Annotated in this window: 14 protein-coding genes and 2 pseudogenes; 8 read left to right on the top strand and 8 right to left on the bottom strand. The window is 70.1% G+C overall.

What is annotated here, in order from left to right; translation table 11 throughout:
• Positions 1–816: a fumarylacetoacetate hydrolase family protein gene (locus tag ACFZDK_RS27020; protein ID WP_390976298.1), complete on the bottom strand. Its 816-nt coding sequence runs from the start codon at positions 814–816 to the stop codon at positions 1–3.
• Positions 817–965: 149 nt separating this feature from the next.
• Here ACFZDK_RS27020 and ACFZDK_RS27015 point away from each other — a divergent pair, with 149 nt between their 5' ends.
• On the top strand, positions 966–1,400 hold the full coding sequence (locus ACFZDK_RS27015; protein WP_390976296.1) for a Rid family hydrolase: 435 nt from the start codon (positions 966–968) through the stop codon (positions 1,398–1,400).
• Positions 1,401–1,525: 125 nt separating this feature from the next.
• Here ACFZDK_RS27015 and ACFZDK_RS27010 read toward each other — a convergent pair whose 3' ends face one another.
• The 5 genes and pseudogenes from ACFZDK_RS27010 to ACFZDK_RS26990 all read right to left on the bottom strand — a co-directional run bounded on the left by ACFZDK_RS27010 (position 1,526) and on the right by ACFZDK_RS26990 (position 7,762).
• Positions 1,526–3,109, bottom strand: a complete 1,584-nt coding sequence (locus ACFZDK_RS27010; protein WP_390976294.1) for an FAD-dependent oxidoreductase — start codon at positions 3,107–3,109, stop codon at positions 1,526–1,528.
• Positions 3,110–3,424: 315 nt separating this feature from the next.
• Positions 3,425–4,030, bottom strand: coding sequence for a GTP cyclohydrolase I FolE (folE, locus tag ACFZDK_RS27005; protein ID WP_390976292.1), 606 nt, complete (start codon positions 4,028–4,030; stop codon positions 3,425–3,427).
• A 90-nt stretch (positions 4,031–4,120) separates the two neighbouring features.
• Positions 4,121–4,396, bottom strand: a complete 276-nt coding sequence (locus tag ACFZDK_RS27000) for a hypothetical protein (RefSeq protein ID WP_390976291.1) — start codon at positions 4,394–4,396, stop codon at positions 4,121–4,123.
• A gap of 289 nt (positions 4,397–4,685) precedes the next feature.
• Positions 4,686–7,080 (bottom strand): annotated as a pseudogene (locus tag ACFZDK_RS26995) (SpoIIE family protein phosphatase).
• Between the two features lie 97 nt (positions 7,081–7,177).
• Positions 7,178–7,762 (bottom strand): TetR family transcriptional regulator, encoded by a 585-nt coding sequence (locus tag ACFZDK_RS26990; protein ID WP_390976289.1) that lies wholly within the window; start codon positions 7,760–7,762, stop codon positions 7,178–7,180.
• A gap of 287 nt (positions 7,763–8,049) precedes the next feature.
• Between ACFZDK_RS26990 and ACFZDK_RS26985 the strand changes: the two genes are divergently transcribed.
• From ACFZDK_RS26985 to ACFZDK_RS26960, 6 genes and pseudogenes are all read left to right on the top strand, one after another.
• Positions 8,050–8,544, top strand: coding sequence for a 2Fe-2S iron-sulfur cluster-binding protein (locus tag ACFZDK_RS26985; protein ID WP_390976287.1), 495 nt, complete (start codon positions 8,050–8,052; stop codon positions 8,542–8,544).
• Positions 8,541–9,536 (top strand): FAD binding domain-containing protein, encoded by a 996-nt coding sequence (locus ACFZDK_RS26980; RefSeq protein ID WP_390976285.1) that lies wholly within the window; start codon positions 8,541–8,543, stop codon positions 9,534–9,536. The genes ACFZDK_RS26985 and ACFZDK_RS26980 overlap by 4 nt, the downstream gene beginning before the upstream one ends.
• Entirely contained in the window at positions 9,533–11,776 is a 2,244-nt protein-coding gene (locus ACFZDK_RS26975; RefSeq protein ID WP_390976283.1) for a molybdopterin cofactor-binding domain-containing protein, read from the top strand. The genes ACFZDK_RS26980 and ACFZDK_RS26975 overlap by 4 nt, the downstream gene beginning before the upstream one ends.
• Positions 11,777–11,813: 37 nt before the next feature.
• Positions 11,814–12,956, top strand: a pseudogene (locus ACFZDK_RS26970) (XdhC family protein); the annotation flags it as partial.
• A gap of 328 nt (positions 12,957–13,284) precedes the next feature.
• The gene (locus ACFZDK_RS26965) at positions 13,285–14,589 is read left to right on the top strand and encodes a DUF3533 domain-containing protein (protein WP_390976281.1); all 1,305 of its coding nucleotides are present in this window, start codon (positions 13,285–13,287) and stop codon (positions 14,587–14,589) included.
• A 234-nt stretch (positions 14,590–14,823) separates the two neighbouring features.
• Positions 14,824–15,393: a TetR family transcriptional regulator gene (locus ACFZDK_RS26960; protein ID WP_390976279.1), complete on the top strand. Its 570-nt coding sequence runs from the start codon at positions 14,824–14,826 to the stop codon at positions 15,391–15,393.
• 36 nt (positions 15,394–15,429) lie between these two features.
• On the opposite strand, the gene ACFZDK_RS26955 is transcribed toward ACFZDK_RS26960, so the two are convergent.
• Positions 15,430–15,954, bottom strand: coding sequence for a TetR family transcriptional regulator (locus tag ACFZDK_RS26955; protein ID WP_390976278.1), 525 nt, complete (start codon positions 15,952–15,954; stop codon positions 15,430–15,432).
• A gap of 51 nt (positions 15,955–16,005) precedes the next feature.
• Between ACFZDK_RS26955 and ACFZDK_RS26950 the strand changes: the two genes are divergently transcribed.
• Positions 16,006–16,401 carry an SDR family NAD(P)-dependent oxidoreductase gene (locus tag ACFZDK_RS26950; protein ID WP_390976276.1) on the top strand — a complete coding sequence of 132 codons (396 nt, stop codon included), beginning with the start codon at positions 16,006–16,008 and terminating at the stop codon, positions 16,399–16,401.
• Positions 16,402–16,518: 117 nt separating this feature from the next.
• Here ACFZDK_RS26950 and ACFZDK_RS26945 read toward each other — a convergent pair whose 3' ends face one another.
• Entirely contained in the window at positions 16,519–17,445 is a 927-nt protein-coding gene (locus ACFZDK_RS26945; protein WP_390976274.1) for an alpha/beta fold hydrolase, read from the bottom strand.
• Positions 17,446–17,816: the final 371 nt, after the last annotated feature.

Raw genomic sequence — 17,816 nt, 5'->3', positions numbered from 1 at the left:
TCAGCCGGTGAAGCGCACGGTGTTGCGCAGCGTGCCGATGCCGGAGATCTCGGTCTCCACGACGTCGCCGTCGGCGAGGAAGCGCTGGGGTTCCCGGGCCACTCCGACGCCGCCGGGCGTGCCGGTCAGCACGAGGTCGCCGGGGCGCAGCACGGTGAAGGTCGAGATGTACGCGAGCAGGTCGGCGGCGTCGAACACCAGCGTCTTGGTGGTGTCCCGCTGGACCTGCTCGCCGTTGACCCGGCAGACCACCTCCAGGCCCGCCGCCGGGTCGACCTCGTCCGGGGTCACGACCACGGGGCCGACGGGGGTGGAGGCGTCCCAGGCCTTCCCCTGGAACCACTCAAGAGTGCGGTACTGCCAGTCGCGCACCGAGATGTCGTTCGCCACGGTGTACCCGGCGATCCCGGCCAGTGCGGTCGCCCGGTCGGCACGGCGCAGGGTGGCACCGACCACGACGGCCAGCTCGGCCTCCCAGTCCACCCGGAAGCCGGCCGGCAGCACGATGTCGGCCTCGGGCCCGGTGAGCGTGTCCGCGTACTTCGGGAAGAGCGTGGGGTACGACGGCAGCTCGCGCCCCGTCTCCCGGATGTGGTCGGCGTAGTTCAGCCCGCAGCAGATCACCTTGCCCGGAGCCGGCAGCGGCAGCACCGGAACGGCGTCGACCAGCGCGTCCCCGGCGCTGTCGGCCGCCCGCTCGACCGGCACCGCCGCCAGCAGGGCCGACAGGTCGGCGGCCGGCAGCGCCCGCCAGGTGTTCCCGTCGAGTACCGCGGCGCTGGTACCGGTGGCGTGGGCGACGGTCGAAAGACGCATGGGTTCTTCCCTCTCTTCGGTGCTGTGTGCCCCTCCTCTATATTTCATTATTTCCGCGAGCGTCATATCTCTGTCAATAGATGCTACGGTGTGGCGCCAGACAGAACAGTCCCGGCACAGACCCGGCAACGCCCTCGCAGGAGCTCTCCATGGCGACCAACTCGGCCCCGGTTCCGGTCAACCCCGCGTCCCTGCCCAAGCCCAGCGGCTACTCGCACGGGACGCTCAGCGGCAACACGCTCTACCTGGGCGGACAGACCGCTCTAGACAAGGACATGAAGATCGTCAGCGGTGGGATCGTCGAACAGTTCCGGCAGGCGTTCGGTAACGTCCTCGCCACGCTGCGGGAGGCCGGCGGCATCCCGGAGGACTTGGTGAGCATCACGCTCTACCTGACCGACATCCCCGACTACCAGGCGCACGGCCGGGAGATCGGGGCGGCGTGGCGCGAGCTCGCGGGGCCGGTCTATCCCGCGATGGCCGGCATCGGCACCACCGGCCTGTGGCAGCCCGAGGCCCTGATCGAGATCCTCGGCGTCGCGGTCATCCCCGACGAACGCCTCGTCCGGCCCGTCACGACCTGAGCCCCCGCGCGCTCGTAGCCGTACGACATCCGCCCTGGCCGTCACCCGGGAGGACGAGCATCTCTCCGGTGGCGGCCAGGGCGTTTTCCTGCGGCCGGTCGGCGGTGTCAGTGCCCGCGCGAGCGTCAGCCCCGGCGCAGCAGTTGCTGGGCGGCGAGATGGCCGGATCCGCCGCCGAGACCGGGGCCGGGGTGCGTCGAGGCGCCGATGTGCCACAGCCCGGGCACCGGTGTCGCGTGCCGGGACGCGGCCGGCAACGGGCGCCACAGCAGATTCTGGTCCAGCTCGGCCGAACCGCCGTACGGATCACCGGCGACCGCGTTGGGGTTGGCCGCCGGCAGGTCGGTGGGCGTGACGGCGTCGAAGGCGATCAGCTTGTCCGGCAGGTCGGGGGCGTGCCGCGCGACCCGGGCCAGCACCCGGCGGACGTACCCCTCCGCCAGCTCCTTCGTCCAGCCGCCCGTCACGTCGAGTTCCTCCCCGGCGTCCCCTGTCGGCGCGAAAGGCAGCTCCTGGAGCTGCAGCCAGAGTGCCGCGCCGCCCTCCGGAACCCGTGAGGGATCCAGCACGTGCTGTTGTCCCACGACGACCGTCGGCCGACGCGGCAGCAGACCCGCCTCCGCCTCGGCACAGGCGATGGCCGTGCTCGCCGAACCGTCGCTGAGATGGAGCAGCGGCACGTCGGCCAGGCGGTCGTCGTTCCAGGTCAGCGGCGCGGAGAGCGCGACGTGGATCTGCATCGCGGCTCGCCCGTGCCGGAACCGGCCGGCCTGCGCGCGGACCGCGGAAGGGACGCGGGCGTCGGCGGGCAGCAAGTCGCCGTACAGCGCGGACGGGGTGACGGAGGCGAGGACGGCGCGGCGGGCCGGCAGGGTCTCACCGTCGCAGACGACGCCGACGGCACGCCCGTCGCCGTTCACCACGACACGCTCCACCGCGTGCCCGGTACGGACGTCCACCTTCAGCTCGGCGAGCAGCGCCCGGAACGCGTCCACGAAGCGGCCCGCCCCGCCCGCCACCACCGGCAGGCCGAAGCCGTGCACGGTCGCGGCCAGGATCGGGAGCATGAGCGCGCCGGAGGCGTGGTCGGGCGACAGCCCGGCGTGCAGCAGCCAGGGCACCCACAGCAGATCCGCCTCGTCCCCGTGGAACTCACGGCGGCAGTAGGAGCGACCGCTGGTGACCGTGTCCCGCAGCCAGGCCTCCGTGCCGGCCGGCCTCTCGTGGCGCAGCAGCCTGACCGCGTGGCGCAGCACCTGGGGCGAACGCGGTTCGCTGCCCAGGAAGCCCCCGATCGCGTCGGCGTTGTCGAGGAAGCGCTGCAGCATCGCGAGGTAGGCGGCGCCGTCCTCCGAGTGGGTGAACGCCCCTGCGGTCACCTCCGGATCACGGTGGGCCAGCACCACCCGGCCGTCGTCCGCGACCGTGCCGGTGACGAACGCCTCGGCGTTGAGGTAGCGCAGGCCGTGCCGGTGCAGGTCGGCGCCGAGCGCGGCGTACGCGGGGCCCGAGACGAACAGCGGGTGCCAGGAGGAGTACGTGTCGTGCAGGTATCCGGGGACGGTACGTTCCTCGGTGGCGATGAAGCCGCCCAGCCGGTCCGCGCGCTCGACGAGGGCGACCGACCAGCCGGCCTTCGCGAGTTCGGCGGCGGCGACCAGGCCGTTCACCCCGGACCCGACGACGACGGCGTCGACCGTAGTGGCCATGCGTGCTCCTGTGGGGTGTCGAAGGGGCGGGTCAACGGGGTACGAACCGGCTGATCCCTACGCGGCGGCGCTCTCCGGCAGTGCGGAGAGCGTCCGAGAGTGGATCCGTACCCCCGTATGCGCCGAAGCCTCCCCCCGGGGCGGGCGGACGCTCCGCCGGCGGCTTCCTGCAGCCCTTTTCGGAGTATTGGTGTGCTCGCGGAGGCGCGGAAGGCTGCTCAGAAAATACGGTCCCCGGAATCTGCCGGCTATCCGCGGAGCGCGGCCGGCTGTCCGCTTGACGCCCATGGCGGCCGGCGGACAGCCGGGTTCGGTTCAGCGTGCCAGGATCAGGCTCATCGCTTCCGCGCGCGTCGCGGGCCTGCGCAGCTGTCCGCGTACGGCCGAAGTGGTCGTCCGGGCACCGGGCTTGCGGATGCCGCGGGCCGACATGCACATGTGTTCCGCTTCGATGACCACGATCGCTCCGCGCGCGCCGAGTATGCGCATCAGGGCGTCGGCGATCTGCCCTGTGAGCCGTTCCTGGACCTGCAGGCGGCGTGCGTACACCTCCACCAGGCGGGCGAGTTTGGACAGCCCGGTCACTCTGCCGTGATCGGCGGGGATATAGCCGACGTGGGCCGTGCCGCGGAACGGCAGGAGATGGTGCTCACAGAGGCTGACGATCTCGATGTCCTTGACGAGCACCATCTCGTCGTGACTGAGTTCGAAGGTCGTGGTCAGCACGTCCTCCGGCTCTTGGCGCAACCCGCCGAGGAGTTCGCGGAACGCCTGGGCCACACGCGTCGGAGTCGCGCGCAGCCCTTCGCGGTCCGGGTCCTCGCCGACGGCGATGAGCAGTTCGCGGACCGCGTTCTCGGCCCGTTCGGCGTCGAACCCACTGACGCGAGGGGCGACAAGCGGTAGTTCGAGGTCGGTCATGGGTGTCTCGTCTCTGCGTTCGGGTCCGCGACGCGACACGGCGGAAAGGCCCGCCGTGTCGCGTCGCGGACCCTTCGCGCCAGGGGGCGGTCAGTGCTTGTCGCCGGCGAAAGGCCTGCGGGAGAGGGTTGCGCGGATCCTCGTCTGGGAGTGACGCTCCACTGTCGGGTTGGCGGATCCGCCGTTCGGCTCGCCCCACACCAACTCGACTTCCCGGCCGTACACCAGTTCGTCTTCGTCGATCATGCAGACGGAGATCCAGCCACGGACGTTGGACGTGTAGCTGCACAGGGTCGACAGGCCGATGAGGTGGCCGTTGTGCTCGACACGGTCGAAGTGCGAGGCCGCGTAGAAGGCCGCGGGCATCTCGATGTGCTTGAAACGGCGCTCGCCCGGCTCGTACTGGCTGGCGAAGATCCCGGCGACGTCGTCGCGGTGCCAGGACAGCCAGGCCTTCCTGCGGTGCTGCCGGCCGCGCTGCGCCTCCAGGGCCGCACGGCCGATGAAGTCGTGGTCGAACTTGAGGATGTGGCCGTAGCCGAGGTCCCAGGGGGTGACGTAGTAGTCCTCGACCCGGTCCGAGACGAAGCTGCCGCCGAGGGAGAGGTTGGCTCTCGTGGCCCGGTCTTGGTCGCGCTCCGAGGCAGGCGTCCGCTCAGGCGGTGTGGAGGACCTGTTCGGCCCATATGGTCTTGCCCGTGCGCGTATGGCGTGTGCCCCACCGCTCGGTGAGCTGGGCGACCAGCAGCAGGCCGCGGCCGCCCTCGTCGCTCAGCCGGGCCCTGCGCAGGTGCGGGCTGGTGCTGCTGCCGTCGGACACCTCGCAGGTGAGGGTCCGGTCCTTGATCAGCCGCAGTCGGATCGGGCCGGTGCCGTAGCGGATGGCATTGGTGACCAATTCGCTGACGACGAGTTCCGTGACGAACGAGGCCTCCTCGAGCCCCCACTCGGTGAGACGGTCGCAGGTGCGTTTGCGTGCCTCGGCCACGATCGCGGGATCCCTGGGTAGGTCCCAGGTAGCCAGGCTCTCCGGGCCGAGGGCCCGGGCGCGGATCAGCAGCAGGGCGACGTCGTCTCCGTCGGCTGCGGGGTGTTGGGTGCCCAGGACGGTGTCGCAGAGGGCTTCGAGCGAGGGTTGTGGCCGGGCGAGTGCCCGGCACAGGCTGCGGTTGCCTTCGTCGAGGTCGTGACGGCGGCTTTCGATGAGGCCGTCGGTGAACAGCGCCAGCACGCTGTTTTCGGGCAGCGTGAACTCCGACGCCTCGAAGGGCAGGCTGCCCAGGCCGAGGGGAGGGCCGGCCGGCAGGTCCACGACATGGGCCGTTGTGTCCGGCCCGACCAGGATCGGGGGCGGGTGGCCGGCGCGGGCCAGCGAGCACGTGCGGGAGACGGGGTCGTAGACGGCGTACAGGCAGGTGGCGCCGACGTCTCCCGGGATCTGTGACGCCGGGGCGTCGTCGGCGTCATCGACGTCCTGTGGGAGCCCGGAATGGGTCACGATGTCGTCGAGGTGGGTGAGGAGCTCGTCGGGCGCCAGGTCGATGTCGGCGAGGGTGCGCACCGCTGTGCGCAGACGGCCCATGGTGGCCTAGGCACCGATGCCGTGACCGACGGCGTCGCCGACTACGAGGCCGACGCGCGCGCCCGGGAGCGGGATCACATCGAACCAGTCGCCGCCCACCCCGGCACTGCCGCCCGAAGGCACATAACGGGACGCCGTCTCCACCGCAGGGTGGAGGGCCGGCCTCCCCGGCAGCAGGGACCGCTGGAGCGCCAGCGCGATACTCCGCTCGTGGATGAAGCGACGGGCGTTGTCCAGGCAGACGGCGACCTTGGCCACCAGGTCCTCGATGACGGTCAGGTCGTCGGGGCTGAAAGGGTCGGGAGAGGCCGCGTGCCTGAGGAAGGGGGCAGCCCCGAGGATCGCGCCGCGGGCCCGGATGGGTACCGCCAGCAGGGAGTGCGTTCCGAGGGCGCGGGCGTACGCCGCCCGGACGGGGTCCTCGGCGAGCCAGCGCGCGATGTCGGGGTCGTGCGTATAGGCCAGCACGGTACGGCCGGTGACCTGGCAGCGGACGATGGGAGACGACCGCGGATGGGTGTGGGTCTCGCCGACGCCGGGGGCCGCGTCGGGCGGGATGGGGCGAGTGCCGCCATGCGCCGCCCGTCGCAGCGCGAGGGGTCCCGTACGGGCACCGCGGCCGGGCAGGGCACCGCGGAAGACGTCCTCCAGCAGATCGACGCTGACGAAGTCGGCGAAGCGCGAGTCCGTCACGGTCACGTCGACGAGTTCCTGGGCGGTTCCCGCCACGTCCAGGCTCGCGCCGATGCGGGTCCTGGCCTCGCTGAGCAGGGCCATGCGTTCGCGGCTGTGGTACTGCTCGGAGTAGTCGTTGCCCACCAGGCCCACCGCGTGCACCCGGCCGTGCGCGTCCTTGAGAGGGAAGACGTCCATGGCCCAGGCGTGGGCCCTGGGTTCACGCGGGAGGGCGACGAACAGTTCGGTGTATTCCGGCTCGCCGGTCTCACCGGCCCTGAGGATCCTGCGCTCGGCCTCCTCGAACGCTGATCCGGGCAGGAAATTAGGTCAGACGTCGGCCGTGGACTTCACTCTGGACGAACCCCACCGCCCGCCGTGCGGCCTCGTTGGCCCACAGCAGTCGTGCATCACGGTCGTAGATCGACAGAGACGGGGATTGCTGTTCCAGCAGCCACCACATGAGGTCCTGCAGATTCCCCGTCCCCGGTGACGGAACGGTCGTGACGAGGAAGCGCTGCTGTGCGGCCCCGAGCAACGGGCTCAGGTGGACCTTCGCTTCCAGAACACTGCCGTCGCGATGCCGCAACGTCGCACCGTCGGCGCCGAGCAGATCGTCCAAGGGCCGACCGATGATCTCCACAGAGGTGTATCCCAGAAGCTCCTGGGCCTCGCGACTCCAGTAGGCCACGCGCGCGTCCCCGTCCGTCACCGCTATGGTCACGGACTCGTCGGCGTGGGCCTTGTCCGGCTGCCGTGCGCGTCGGCCGGGCGGCCCGTCGGTGCGAGGCATGGCGCACCTGGTCCTTCTGCCTCGTGTCGGGGCACTGTCCACGATCGTCCGGCCGGCGGCGGAGGGCAAGACGAGACGGGACTGCCGGCCAGGCGGTTCAGCCGTGGGGTCCCACGCCGCGCAGAAACGTGTCGACGACGAGTGTGGCCAGTGCGTCCGCGTTCTGCCGGACCTGGTCCGGGTCGCGATCCGCGCCGCCTCCGTGCTGGGCCTCGTCGACGAGGGCGTAGTAGGCCCGCAGCGCCCACATGAGGTCCGTGTCCGGGGCGAGGAGCCCTTCACGCTGGGCCCGGGCGAAGAACTCGAGGGCGCCGGCGTTGATCTCGGACCAGATCTCCGCCGTGAGGGGGGTGTCGGCGAGGGGGTGGCCGAGGGTGAACCGCCAGACGCTCTTGATCCGCAGTACGTTCGCTGTGACGCGGTGCAGTGCCACCAGTGGTGGGGCGGTGTCCATGTGGGCGTCGTCCACGCACTCCATGAGCTGCCGCTTCGCCGAGGCGCCGAGGGCCTCGATGAGGGCCTGGCGGTTGGCGAACCGCCGGTGCACCGTCGTCCTTGCCACGCCCGCCTGCTCGGCGATCTGCTCCATGGAGGCGCTGGGGTCTTCTGCCAGGACCTGCTCGGCCGCCTCCAGGATCGCGCGCACACTGCGCGCGGCATCGGCCCGCAGGGGTCGGCCCATGACCTATCCACTCCCGTTGTCGATTCGTGATGCACCGAAGACCATACGCCTGACCTGCGGATTTGTACTGATTTGCATCAATGCTGTTGCGTGGGAATGTAAAGTTGCGACAAGGGTGATGCGAGTAATCGGTCTAACTGCTACGTTCCTGTTTTAGATCATGGACCTCCTCTCATGATTCGGCTCCCCGGTCGGCGGTTTCTGAAGTCCGCGGAGCGGAGTCCCTCTGGTCCTGGCCTATGTGCCTGATGGCGCCCCCCTCAAGAGCCCACGGGCGAACCGGAGGAATGACAACGGTGGAGATCGAGCTGCGGATCAACGGGTCCGCCCAGAAGCTGGACGTCGCGCCACAGGTGAGCCTGCTCGACGCGCTGCGCGAGTATCTGGGCCTGACCGGTACCAAAAAGGGTTGCGACCAGGGCGCGTGCGGCGCCTGCACGGTGCTGGCCGACGGCCGGCGGATCAACGCCTGCCTCGCACTGGCAGTGCAGTACCAGGGCCGTGAGATCACGACCATCGAAGGGGTCGACCACCCGCTGCAGGAGGCGTTCGTCCGTGCGGACGGTTTTCAGTGCGGCTACTGCACGCCGGGCCAGATCTGCTCGGCGATCGGCATGCTCGCCGAGCACAAGGAAGGCGCGCCCAGCGCGGCGACCGAGCACCTCGCCGACACCGGCGGAGAGCTGGACGAGACGGAGATCCGGGAGCGGATGAGCGGCAACCTGTGCCGTTGCGGCGCGTACAACGGCATCGTCGCGGCGATCAAGGAGGTCGCGAAGTGAAGCCGTTCTCCTACCTCAGCGCACCGGACACGGCCACGGCGCTGCGCACGATCGCGGACAGCGACGACGTGAAGTTCCTCGCGGGCGGGACGAACCTCGTCGACCTGATGCGGGAGGGCATCGAGCACCCGGCGACGGTCGTCGACATCACCCGTCTGCCGCTGACCGGGATCGAGGAACTCCCGGACGGCACCCTCCGCGTCGGCGCGCTGGTGACCAACAGCCGTCTCGCGGCGGACCCGCTGATCAGGACCCGTTATCCGGTGCTGGCCAAGGCCATCCTGCTGGGAGCGTCCGCCCAGCTGCGGAACATGGCGACCGTGGGCGGGAACCTGCTGCAGCGCACCCGCTGCATGTACTTCTACGACGAGACCTCGGCGTGCAACAAACGCGCACCCGGCAGCGGCTGTGACGCGATCGGCGGGTTCTCCCGCGGCAGCGCGGTGCTGGGGGCGAGCGAGCACTGCATCGCGACGCATCCCTCGGACATGGCGGTGGCGCTGGTGATGCTCGACGCGGTCGTCGAGGTCGAAAGCGTGCACGGCATCCGGCGTATCCCGGTCGCCGACTTCCACGCGCTGCCCGGCGACACCCCCCACATCGAGACGGCGCTGGCCGCCGACGAGCTGATCACGGCCGTCGAGCTGCCGCCCGTGCCAGCCGCAGCGCACTCGCGCTACCGCAAGGTCCGCGACCGCGCGTCGTACGCCTTCGCCCTCGTCTCCGTCGCCGCCGCGCTGGCCGTCGAGGACGGCCGGGTCGCCGAGGTCCGCCTCGCGCTCGGCGGCGTCGCGACCAAGCCGTGGCGGGCACGCATCGCGGAAGAGCTGCTGCTCGGCGCCGAAGCCACCGACGAGAACTTCGCCCGCGCCGCCGCCGCCGAACTCGCTCCCGCCCTGCCTCAGTCCGGCAACGCCTTCAAGATCGACCTGGCCCAGCGGACGGTCGTGGCCGTGCTGCGGACACTCAACGCCGAGCGGAGCGCATCGTGACCACACACACCAGGACAGGCTCCGAGCCCGGCGTGGACGCTTCCGTACCCGTCGGGGGCGCGGTCGGACGGCCGGTGGACCGCCGGGACGGCCACGCGAAGGTGACCGGGGCGGTGCGGTTCTCCGCCGAGCACCACTACCCGAACCTCACGTACGCGACGCTGGTCCACGCCACCGTCGCCCGGGGCACGATCACCGGCATCGACACGACCGCGGCGGCCGCGGTGCCCGGCGTCGTTGCGGTCCTCACCCACCTCAACGCACCGAGGATCCGCTCGGTACGCAACCACAACATCGTGCGGGACCTGGGACCGAGCGTGTCGGGGACCAGCCTCGACTACCTCAACACGGATCAGGTCTTCTGGGACGGTCAGCCGATCGCCGTCGTGGTCGCCAAGACCTCGGCCGCGGCGAACGAGGCCGCCCCGCTCGTCGAAGTGACGTACGACCCGCTGCCCGCCCGGGTGGACTTCGCCGCCGAGCAGAAGAACGCCACCCCGGCGAAGGGCGACCTCACCTTCGCCGGCCACACGAAGAAGGGTGACGCCGAGAAGGCGCTGGCCGCCGCGGAAGTTTCGGTCGACCTGCGCTACACCACACCCGGCCTGCAGCACAACGCGATCGAGCCGCACGCGACGGTCGCCGTCTGGGACGGTGACCACCTCACCGTGCACGACACCACGCAGGCCATGGACCAGAGCCGCCACTACCTGGCCTGGCGGTTCGGTGTGCCGGCGTCCCACGTCCGTGTCCGTGCCGAGTTCCTGGGAGGCGGCTTCGGCGGGAAGTTCGCCGTCTGGCCCGGCACGGTCATCGCGGCGATGGCGGCCAAGGCTGTCGGGCGGCCCGTGCGCCTGGCACTGAGCCGCACGGCCGTCAACCGTGCCACCGGTGGGCGTACCGCCTCGACCAACCGGATCGCGCTCGGCGCCACCCGCGACGGCCGGCTCACCTCGCTGATCCAGGACAGCATCACCCGCACCGGCTCGGCCGGAGGCCTGCTTGAGGCGACCAACTCGCCGGCCCGGCACCTCTACGGCGCCGAGAACATGCTGACCGGGCAGAACCTCGTACCGATGGATCTGATGCCCAACACCTGGCTGCGCGCCCCCGGCGAGGCGATCGGCAGCTTCGTACTGGAATCGGCGATGGACGAACTCGCCTACGAGCTGTCCATGGACCCGATCGCCCTGCGGCTGCGCAACGAGCCCACAAAGGATCCGACGGACGGCAAGAAGTTCTCCCAGCGGATGCAGCGTGAAGCCTTCGAGAGGGGCGCCGAACGCTTCGGCTGGGCGGACCGTAACCCGGAACCTCGCTCCATGCGTGACGGCGAGTGGCTCGTAGGGATGGGCACGGCCACCGCCTATCACCCGACCCTGCGCCTGGTCGCCGACGTCAAGGTGCGGCTGAGCGACGACGGCAGCGCCCTCGTGCAGTGCGGTTTCCACGAGATGGGCATGGGCGCCGCGACCGTACAGGCACAGATCGCCGCGGACGCGCTCGGCATCGCCTACGAGAAGGTCCGTGTCGAGTACGGCGATTCGGCCCTGCCGTCCGGACCGATGGCCGGCAACTCCAACCAGACGGCGACGGTGGCCACCAGCGTCCTCGCCGCGTGCGCCGAGCTGACCCGGAAGGTGAGTGCCCTGGCCCGGCGTACGGGCACGACCGGTCAGGAACCGGCGGCCGCCCTGCGTGCGGCGCGGCGCCCGTTCATCGAGGCGTCGGTCGGGTCGGCCACCAGGTTCGGCGCGCTGGGCAGTCAGAGCCGCTTCCTGACCACCTTCCTCAAGGACCAGCGCTGGTCCAAGGCCGCCCGCGGCGCGCAGTTCTGTGAGGTGCGGGTGAACGCCGACACCGGCGAACTGCGGATCTCGCGCTGGCTCGGCATGTTCGACGTCGGCCGCGTCATCAACCCCAAGACCGCGGCCAGCCAGCTCCGCGGGGCCGTGGTCATGGGCATCGGCATGGCGCTGTCGGAGCAGAGCCTGATCGATCCCCGCAACGGGCGCACCATGAGTGCCGGGCTCGACTCCTACTACGTGCCCGTGCACGCCGACATCCCCCCGATCGACGTCGACTGGCTCGACGAACCGGACAAGACGATGCCCCTGGGCATCATCGGCCTGGGCGAGGTCGGCATGACCGGCGTGGCGGCCGCGGTCGCGAACGCCGTCTATCACGCGACCGGCAAGCGGATCCGGGACCTGCCGATCACGCTGGACAAGCTGCTCTGACGACGGCCCGATCTGCGCAGACAAGAGAGTAGCTCCCATGATGGACATCGCGGACGAGCTGACCCGGTGGCTCGAGGAAGGCCGGGACTTCGCCGTCGCCACCGTCGTGGCCGTCAGCGGCAGCGCCCCGCGAGGGCCGGGCGCCGCGCTCGCCGTCGACGCCGACGGAGCGGCCATCGGCTCGGTCTCCGGCGGCTGTGTCGAAGGCGCGGTCTACGACCTGTGCACCCAGGCACTCAAGGACGGCCAGGAGGTGCGCGAGCGGTTCGGCTACAGCGACGAGGACGCCTTCGCCGTCGGCCTGACCTGCGGCGGTGTCCTCGACATCCTGGTCACGCCCATACCCGCCGACGCGACCGACCGGAAAACATTCCAGACGGCGCTCTCGGCCGCCACCCGGGGCGAGGCGGCGGCGCTGGCCCGCGTGATCCGCGGCCCGGCACAGCTCCTCGGACGGGCGCTGACGGTCCGTGAGGACGGATCCTACGACGGCGGACTCGGCGGACGTCCCGACCTGGACCGCGCCGTCGTCGACGAGACCCGCTCCCTGTTGCAGGCCGGGCGCACCGGCGCCTTCGACATCGCGCAGGACGGAACCCACTGCGATCCCGACCTGACCGTGTTCGTCGAATCAAGCGTGCCGCCGCCCCGCATGCTGGTCTTCGGAGCCATCGACTTCGCCGCGGCCCTGGTACGCGTGGGCAAGTTCCTCGGCTACCACGTCACGGTGTGCGACGCCCGGCCCGTCTTCGCCACCCGGACGCGCTTTCCCGAGGCCGACGACATCGTGGTCGACTGGCCACACCGCTACCTGCACCGCACCCGGACCGACGAGCGCACGGTGGTGTGCGTCCTCACCCACGACGCCAAATTCGACGTGCCCCTCCTGGAGACGGCCCTGCGCCTGCCGGCCGCCTACATCGGCGCGATGGGCTCCCGCCGCACCCATGAGGACCGCGATCGCAGGCTCCGCGAAATCGGCCTGACCGAAGCCGAACTGGCCCGCCTTCACTCACCCGTCGGCCTCGATCTCGGCGCCCGCACACCCGAGGAGACCGCCCTGTCCATCGCCGCCGAGATCGTCGCCGCCCGCCACGGCGGAACAGGGCTGCCCCTGAGCGACTCCCACACACCGATCCACCACGCCACTGAAGAGCGCCGGCCGACGGTGATCGGCGCGGGTGGCCGCGTGATGCGACCGCGAGCCGACGGTCAGGGGCACCAGAACACCCTGAGCCCGGTCCGGACCGGCGTGGCCGCCTCGATGCCGACAGCCCGTGATCAGGACGGGGCCTTCCCGGGGACGGCGGTGGTCGATTTGAATAACGAAAACGATCGGTTTACTATTAACGGGAAACCGGTCGGTTTCCTCGTGGAGGGCGGCCGAGACCGTGATCCACGGTTGCCTTCGTGTGCCGAAGGGTTTTGAGTCTGCAGGTTCCGGGTCCGGCGATGGTGCCGTCCGGTCTTCTCCTGATGTAGCTGTGTTGTCCAGGCCGGAGTAAGTCATGAATGGAATTCACCCCTTCCGCGTGCTGCGCGCGAAACCCCTGTGGATCGCCAGCGGTGTGATCACCGGCGTTCTCGCGCTGCTGTTCGCCGTGCTGTACGTCGGCGCCAACATCGACCCGGCCGGCCACATGAGGAACCTGCCCGTCGGCCTGGTCAACGCCGACGAGGGGGCCACGGTCGGCGGCAAGCAGGTGAACCTGGGAGCGCAGATCACCGGCTCGATCAAGAAGTCCACCGCGGGAGGGGACAAGGTCGACTGGAAGGTGATGGACGAGCGGGAGGTGAAGGAGGAACTCGGCAAGGGCAAGCTGTACGGTGCGCTTGTCGTGCCCGCCGGCTTCACGTCCTCGGTCGCCACCCTGACCGGCACCCGCACCACGGCCGCCGAAACCCCGAGCCGCCCGGCGCTGACGGTGCTGACGAACCAGTCCGCCGGCAGCCTCGGCTCCAGTCTGGCGCGGGTCGCGACGACGCAGGCCGCCGAGAACGCCTCGCTCCACATTGGCAAGGAACTGACCGCCCGGATCGGAACCGCGCACAAGAAGCTGCCCGCCGCGGCCCGCGTCCTGCTCGCCGACCCGGCCGCCGTCACAGTGAAGGACGGCCATCCCCTCGACTCGCACAGCGGCCTGGGCCTCACCGCGTTCTACTACGCGCTCGCCCTCGTGGTCGTCGGCATGCTCTCCGCCAACGTCATCAGCGGCCAGGTGGACCACACCCTCGGCTACACCCACAACGACCTGGGTCCGCTGCGCCTGCACCGCCCGCTGATCCGGGCGACCCGGGTGCAGACCCTCGCCATCAGCAGCACCCTCATGGCGGCCCTGTCCCTGCTGATGGGCACCCTGGTCATGGTCGGGGCGGTCGGCATCATGGGCATGGACGCCTCCCACCTGCCGCTGTTGTGGCTGTACTCGGTGTGCGCCATCGCGGTCTCCGGGATCGGCGCGCTCACCCTCCTCGCGGTGTTCGGCACCCCCGGCATGCTGGTGGCCACGCTGGTCTTCATCGGCATGGCGGTGCCGACGGCCAACGCCACCACGCCGATCCAGGCGCTGCCCGGCTTCTACCGCATCCTTGCGGAGTTCGAGCCCCTGCGGCAGATCGCCGGCGGCGTACGCTCCATCCTCTACTACGGCGCGCAGGGCGACGCGGGCCTGACCCGGGGCTGGGTCATGATGGCCGTCGGCCTCGTGGCGGCCGCGCTGTTCGGCTTCGGCGTGCTGGGGTGGTACGACCGCAAGGGGCTGCACCGCATCCCTGCCGAGACGGACCCCGAGAAGAGCGCCACCCCGGTGTAGCGGAATTCCTTCCGCCTCCCAGGACGGGGCCGTTGTGCGGAGTGGCCCCGTGTGTGTCGCCCCCGTGGGGACGAGGGGCGTGCACACCATCAGGGCTCGGCGACGGTCTTTCTCCCCCGAGACCGTCGCCGAGCCTCTGAGCGGACTTCAGTGCCCGGAAGATGTCGGGCGCCTCCCGGCAGTACTGAAAACCGATCGGTTTCCAATTCGTCCGATTCGAGTTAACCTCACGACATGACCACCGAAGCGAAGTCAACTTCCAGAGAGCGCCTGTTGGAGGCGGCGGCCACCCTCACTTACCAGGACGGCGTCAATATCGGCGTCGACGCGCTGTGCAAGGCGGCGGGCGTGTCGAAGCGCTCCATGTACCAGCTGTTCCACAGCAAGGACGACCTGCTGGCAGCAAGCCTGGAGGAGCGCACTGCCCCCTTCGTGGCCACTCTCCTGCCCCCGGCGGACGACGGCCGCTCCCCCCGCGAGCGGATCCTGCACGTCTTCGGGCAACTGGAGTCGCAGGCGGGCGCGCCCGCCTTCCGAGGCTGCCGGTACCTGGCTGTGCAGATCGAGCTCAAGGACCGTAATCACCCTGCGAGCCGGGTGGCACACCGGATCAAGGCGAAACTGACCGCCTTCTTCCGCACCGAGGCCGAGCGTGGCGGCGCGAGCGACCCCGATCTGCTGGCCCGGCAGCTGATCCTGGTCTTCGATGGCGCCGGCGCCCGCGCCGGGATCGGAGCCGACACCCTGACGGGACTCATCGCCCCCACGGTGGTCACCCTGCTGGATGCGGCAGGCGTGCGCTGACGCCTCGTCCTTCCGGAAGGCATCCTGGCCTCCTGGCTACTTTCCCGCGCCCGGGGGGAGGCCGATGGCGGTGAGCGTGTTACCGAGCATCCCGCAGGCGAAGAAACGTGCGGTCCGGTCGGCATCGGCACCCAGCGCCAGATGCACGGTTTCCCAGATCCTCATCCAGGCCGCCCGGACGTCGCGGCCGATCAGGTCGTCGCCCTGTGGCCCGGTGGCCGTCACGACGGTGTATCCCTGCATCTGCATCAGAAGTGTTTCGGGGCGCGTCGATATCAGCCGTGTGTAAGCGTCCGCCATGGCGCGAAAGGCCGGCGCGCCCCTCTCCACCCCGTTGGCCGCCATCTCGAAAGCCACGCGTGTGTCTTCCGCGCTCCGCGTCAATGCGGCGACGAAGATCGCCTTTTTGTCGGGGAAGAGCCGGAAGAGGTACGGCTGCGAGACGCCTGCTCGCTTGGCGATCGCCGCGGTAGAGGTGCCGTAGTAACCGGTGATCGCGAACTCGGCGATCGCCGCGCGGATGGCGCTCTCGCGCCTGTCCTGCACGCTGATCCTGTCCATGCCGCCATTCTGCCCGCTTGAGCCTGCAAGGGGAAACCGGTCGGTTTCTCGGTGGGTGCGGAGTTTGTGACGACGAAGAATCGGTCGTTGGCACTCGTGACAGGCGCGTCATCCGGTATCGGGAAGGAAACCGCGCTCGCGCTGGTCGCCGCGGGTTTCGACGTGGCCGGCACAAGCCGCGTAGCTGCCGAGAACCCTGTGCTTGCGCAGAGGGCGGCGGTTGTGGAACGTCTCGGGGAACGTGCGGATCTGGGCGTGGACGGAGCCCGGTCGGGCTGTGTCCGCGCCGAGAACCTGTTTGAGCAGGGACCAAGACTCTCCGCGGTCCCATGCGTGCGGCAGCCGGGTTGCCGCGTGACCGAACACCTCACGGGTGGCCAGGTCCAGCCGGCAGGCGAGGTGGAACCAGCTCCCGGCGGTCGGGAGGTAGGTCTTGTCCCCGACTAGCTTCGCGCCGGGGTGGGGTTGGAGTGGACGCCGCGGCGGTCAGGAGCCGGCTGCGTCTTCTTGTCCGGCCTCGTCAGCGAGCGTCGCGTCCGCCTGGCCGGACCCGGCCCTCGGCCTTTACAAGGCATTCGGGGAAGGGTCGGCGCCGGCAGGCTGGTCACACGCGAGCCCGGGAGTCGAGCTGAGGAATTTCCCGATCAGAGAGCCGACTTCGTCAGGGGCCTCGATCTGTGGGTAGTGGCCGATCGGGAAGGGGTCGTTGAGTTCCTGTAGGTGTGCGTGAGGGAAGCGCTGGCGGATTCTCTGGGCGACGTGGGCACCGCTGATGGGGTCACGGGGTCCCCAGACGAAGAGGGTCGGGGCGTTGAAGTCTTCGAGGGCCGTGACCCATCGTGTTTCGTGGGCGCGGCGTTCGTCGATGTAGCGCAGCAGACGTGGCGCCAGCAAGTGTCCCTGGTGCAGGGCCATGCCCTTCCACATCTCGTGCAGGTTCTGGTCGGAAGCGGGACGTGCCATGAGACGGCGCATCGATCTGGCGAATGTCTTTTGGTTGATGCCGTGGCTGAGCAGGGGGCCGAAGGGGCCGTGCAGGAGACGCTGAATGCGCAGTGGGCGGTGCAGATCGGGGTAAAGGCCGCCGTTGAGCCATACCATGCGGGTGACGCGGCGGGAGTTCCGGGCCAGGAGCTCTTGGGCCACGGTGACGCCGTAGTCGTGAGCGACCATGGCGGTGTCGCCGATGTTGAGGTGGGTCCATACGCCTTCGGCCAGGTCGGCCTGCTCCATCACCGAGTAGGTGTGGCGGCGTGGCTTGTCGCTCGCGCCGAACCCGAGCAGGTCGAAGGACGTGACGCGGAGGCCCAGGTCAGTGAGGTGGGGCAGGATGAGCGACCAGTCGTGTGAGGAGGTGGGGAAGCCGTGTATGAGCGTGACGGGCCGGCCGTCTTCGGGGCCGTCCTGTCGGACGAACAGGCGGTGCCGGCCTCCGCGGCCGCGCACCGTGATCCAGGAACCGCCGGTGAGCCAACGGGCGTGGGAGGGCATGTGTGAGGGCATCGGGTTGTCCCGGAGACAGGCGGTGCCGTGGTTCGGCATCGCGGGCGCAGAGGAAGTCGTCGTCGCCGTCTGATCGGCTGAGCAGTGTCTGTTCCGATTCCGCGATGCGCGGGGCGGTCTTGTTGAGATCGCGGTAAGAGTCCGGGCATCGGGTCACGGCGACGCTGTGCTGCGTCGCGGTGTTGTGGTCTGGGGGCGGGCCTGGGCTGGAACCGGTACCTGTATGGGCAGGTCGAGCGCTGCAGCTCGTGATGCGCACGCCCCTGGGCGCCACGTGCTGCGGAGACTGCCGGCGCGCCCAGCCTGCCAGGGCTTGCGCCCTGGACAGAGTTGCGGGATCTGGCATGATCGCGCTCCGG

Origin of the sequence: Streptomyces sp. NPDC007901 (assembly GCF_042959465.1) — a bacterium.
Lineage (GTDB): Bacteria > Actinomycetota > Actinomycetes > Streptomycetales > Streptomycetaceae > Streptomyces.
Note: the sequence above shows the minus strand (reverse complement) of the source record. Positions and strands in the feature narration are given on the sequence as shown.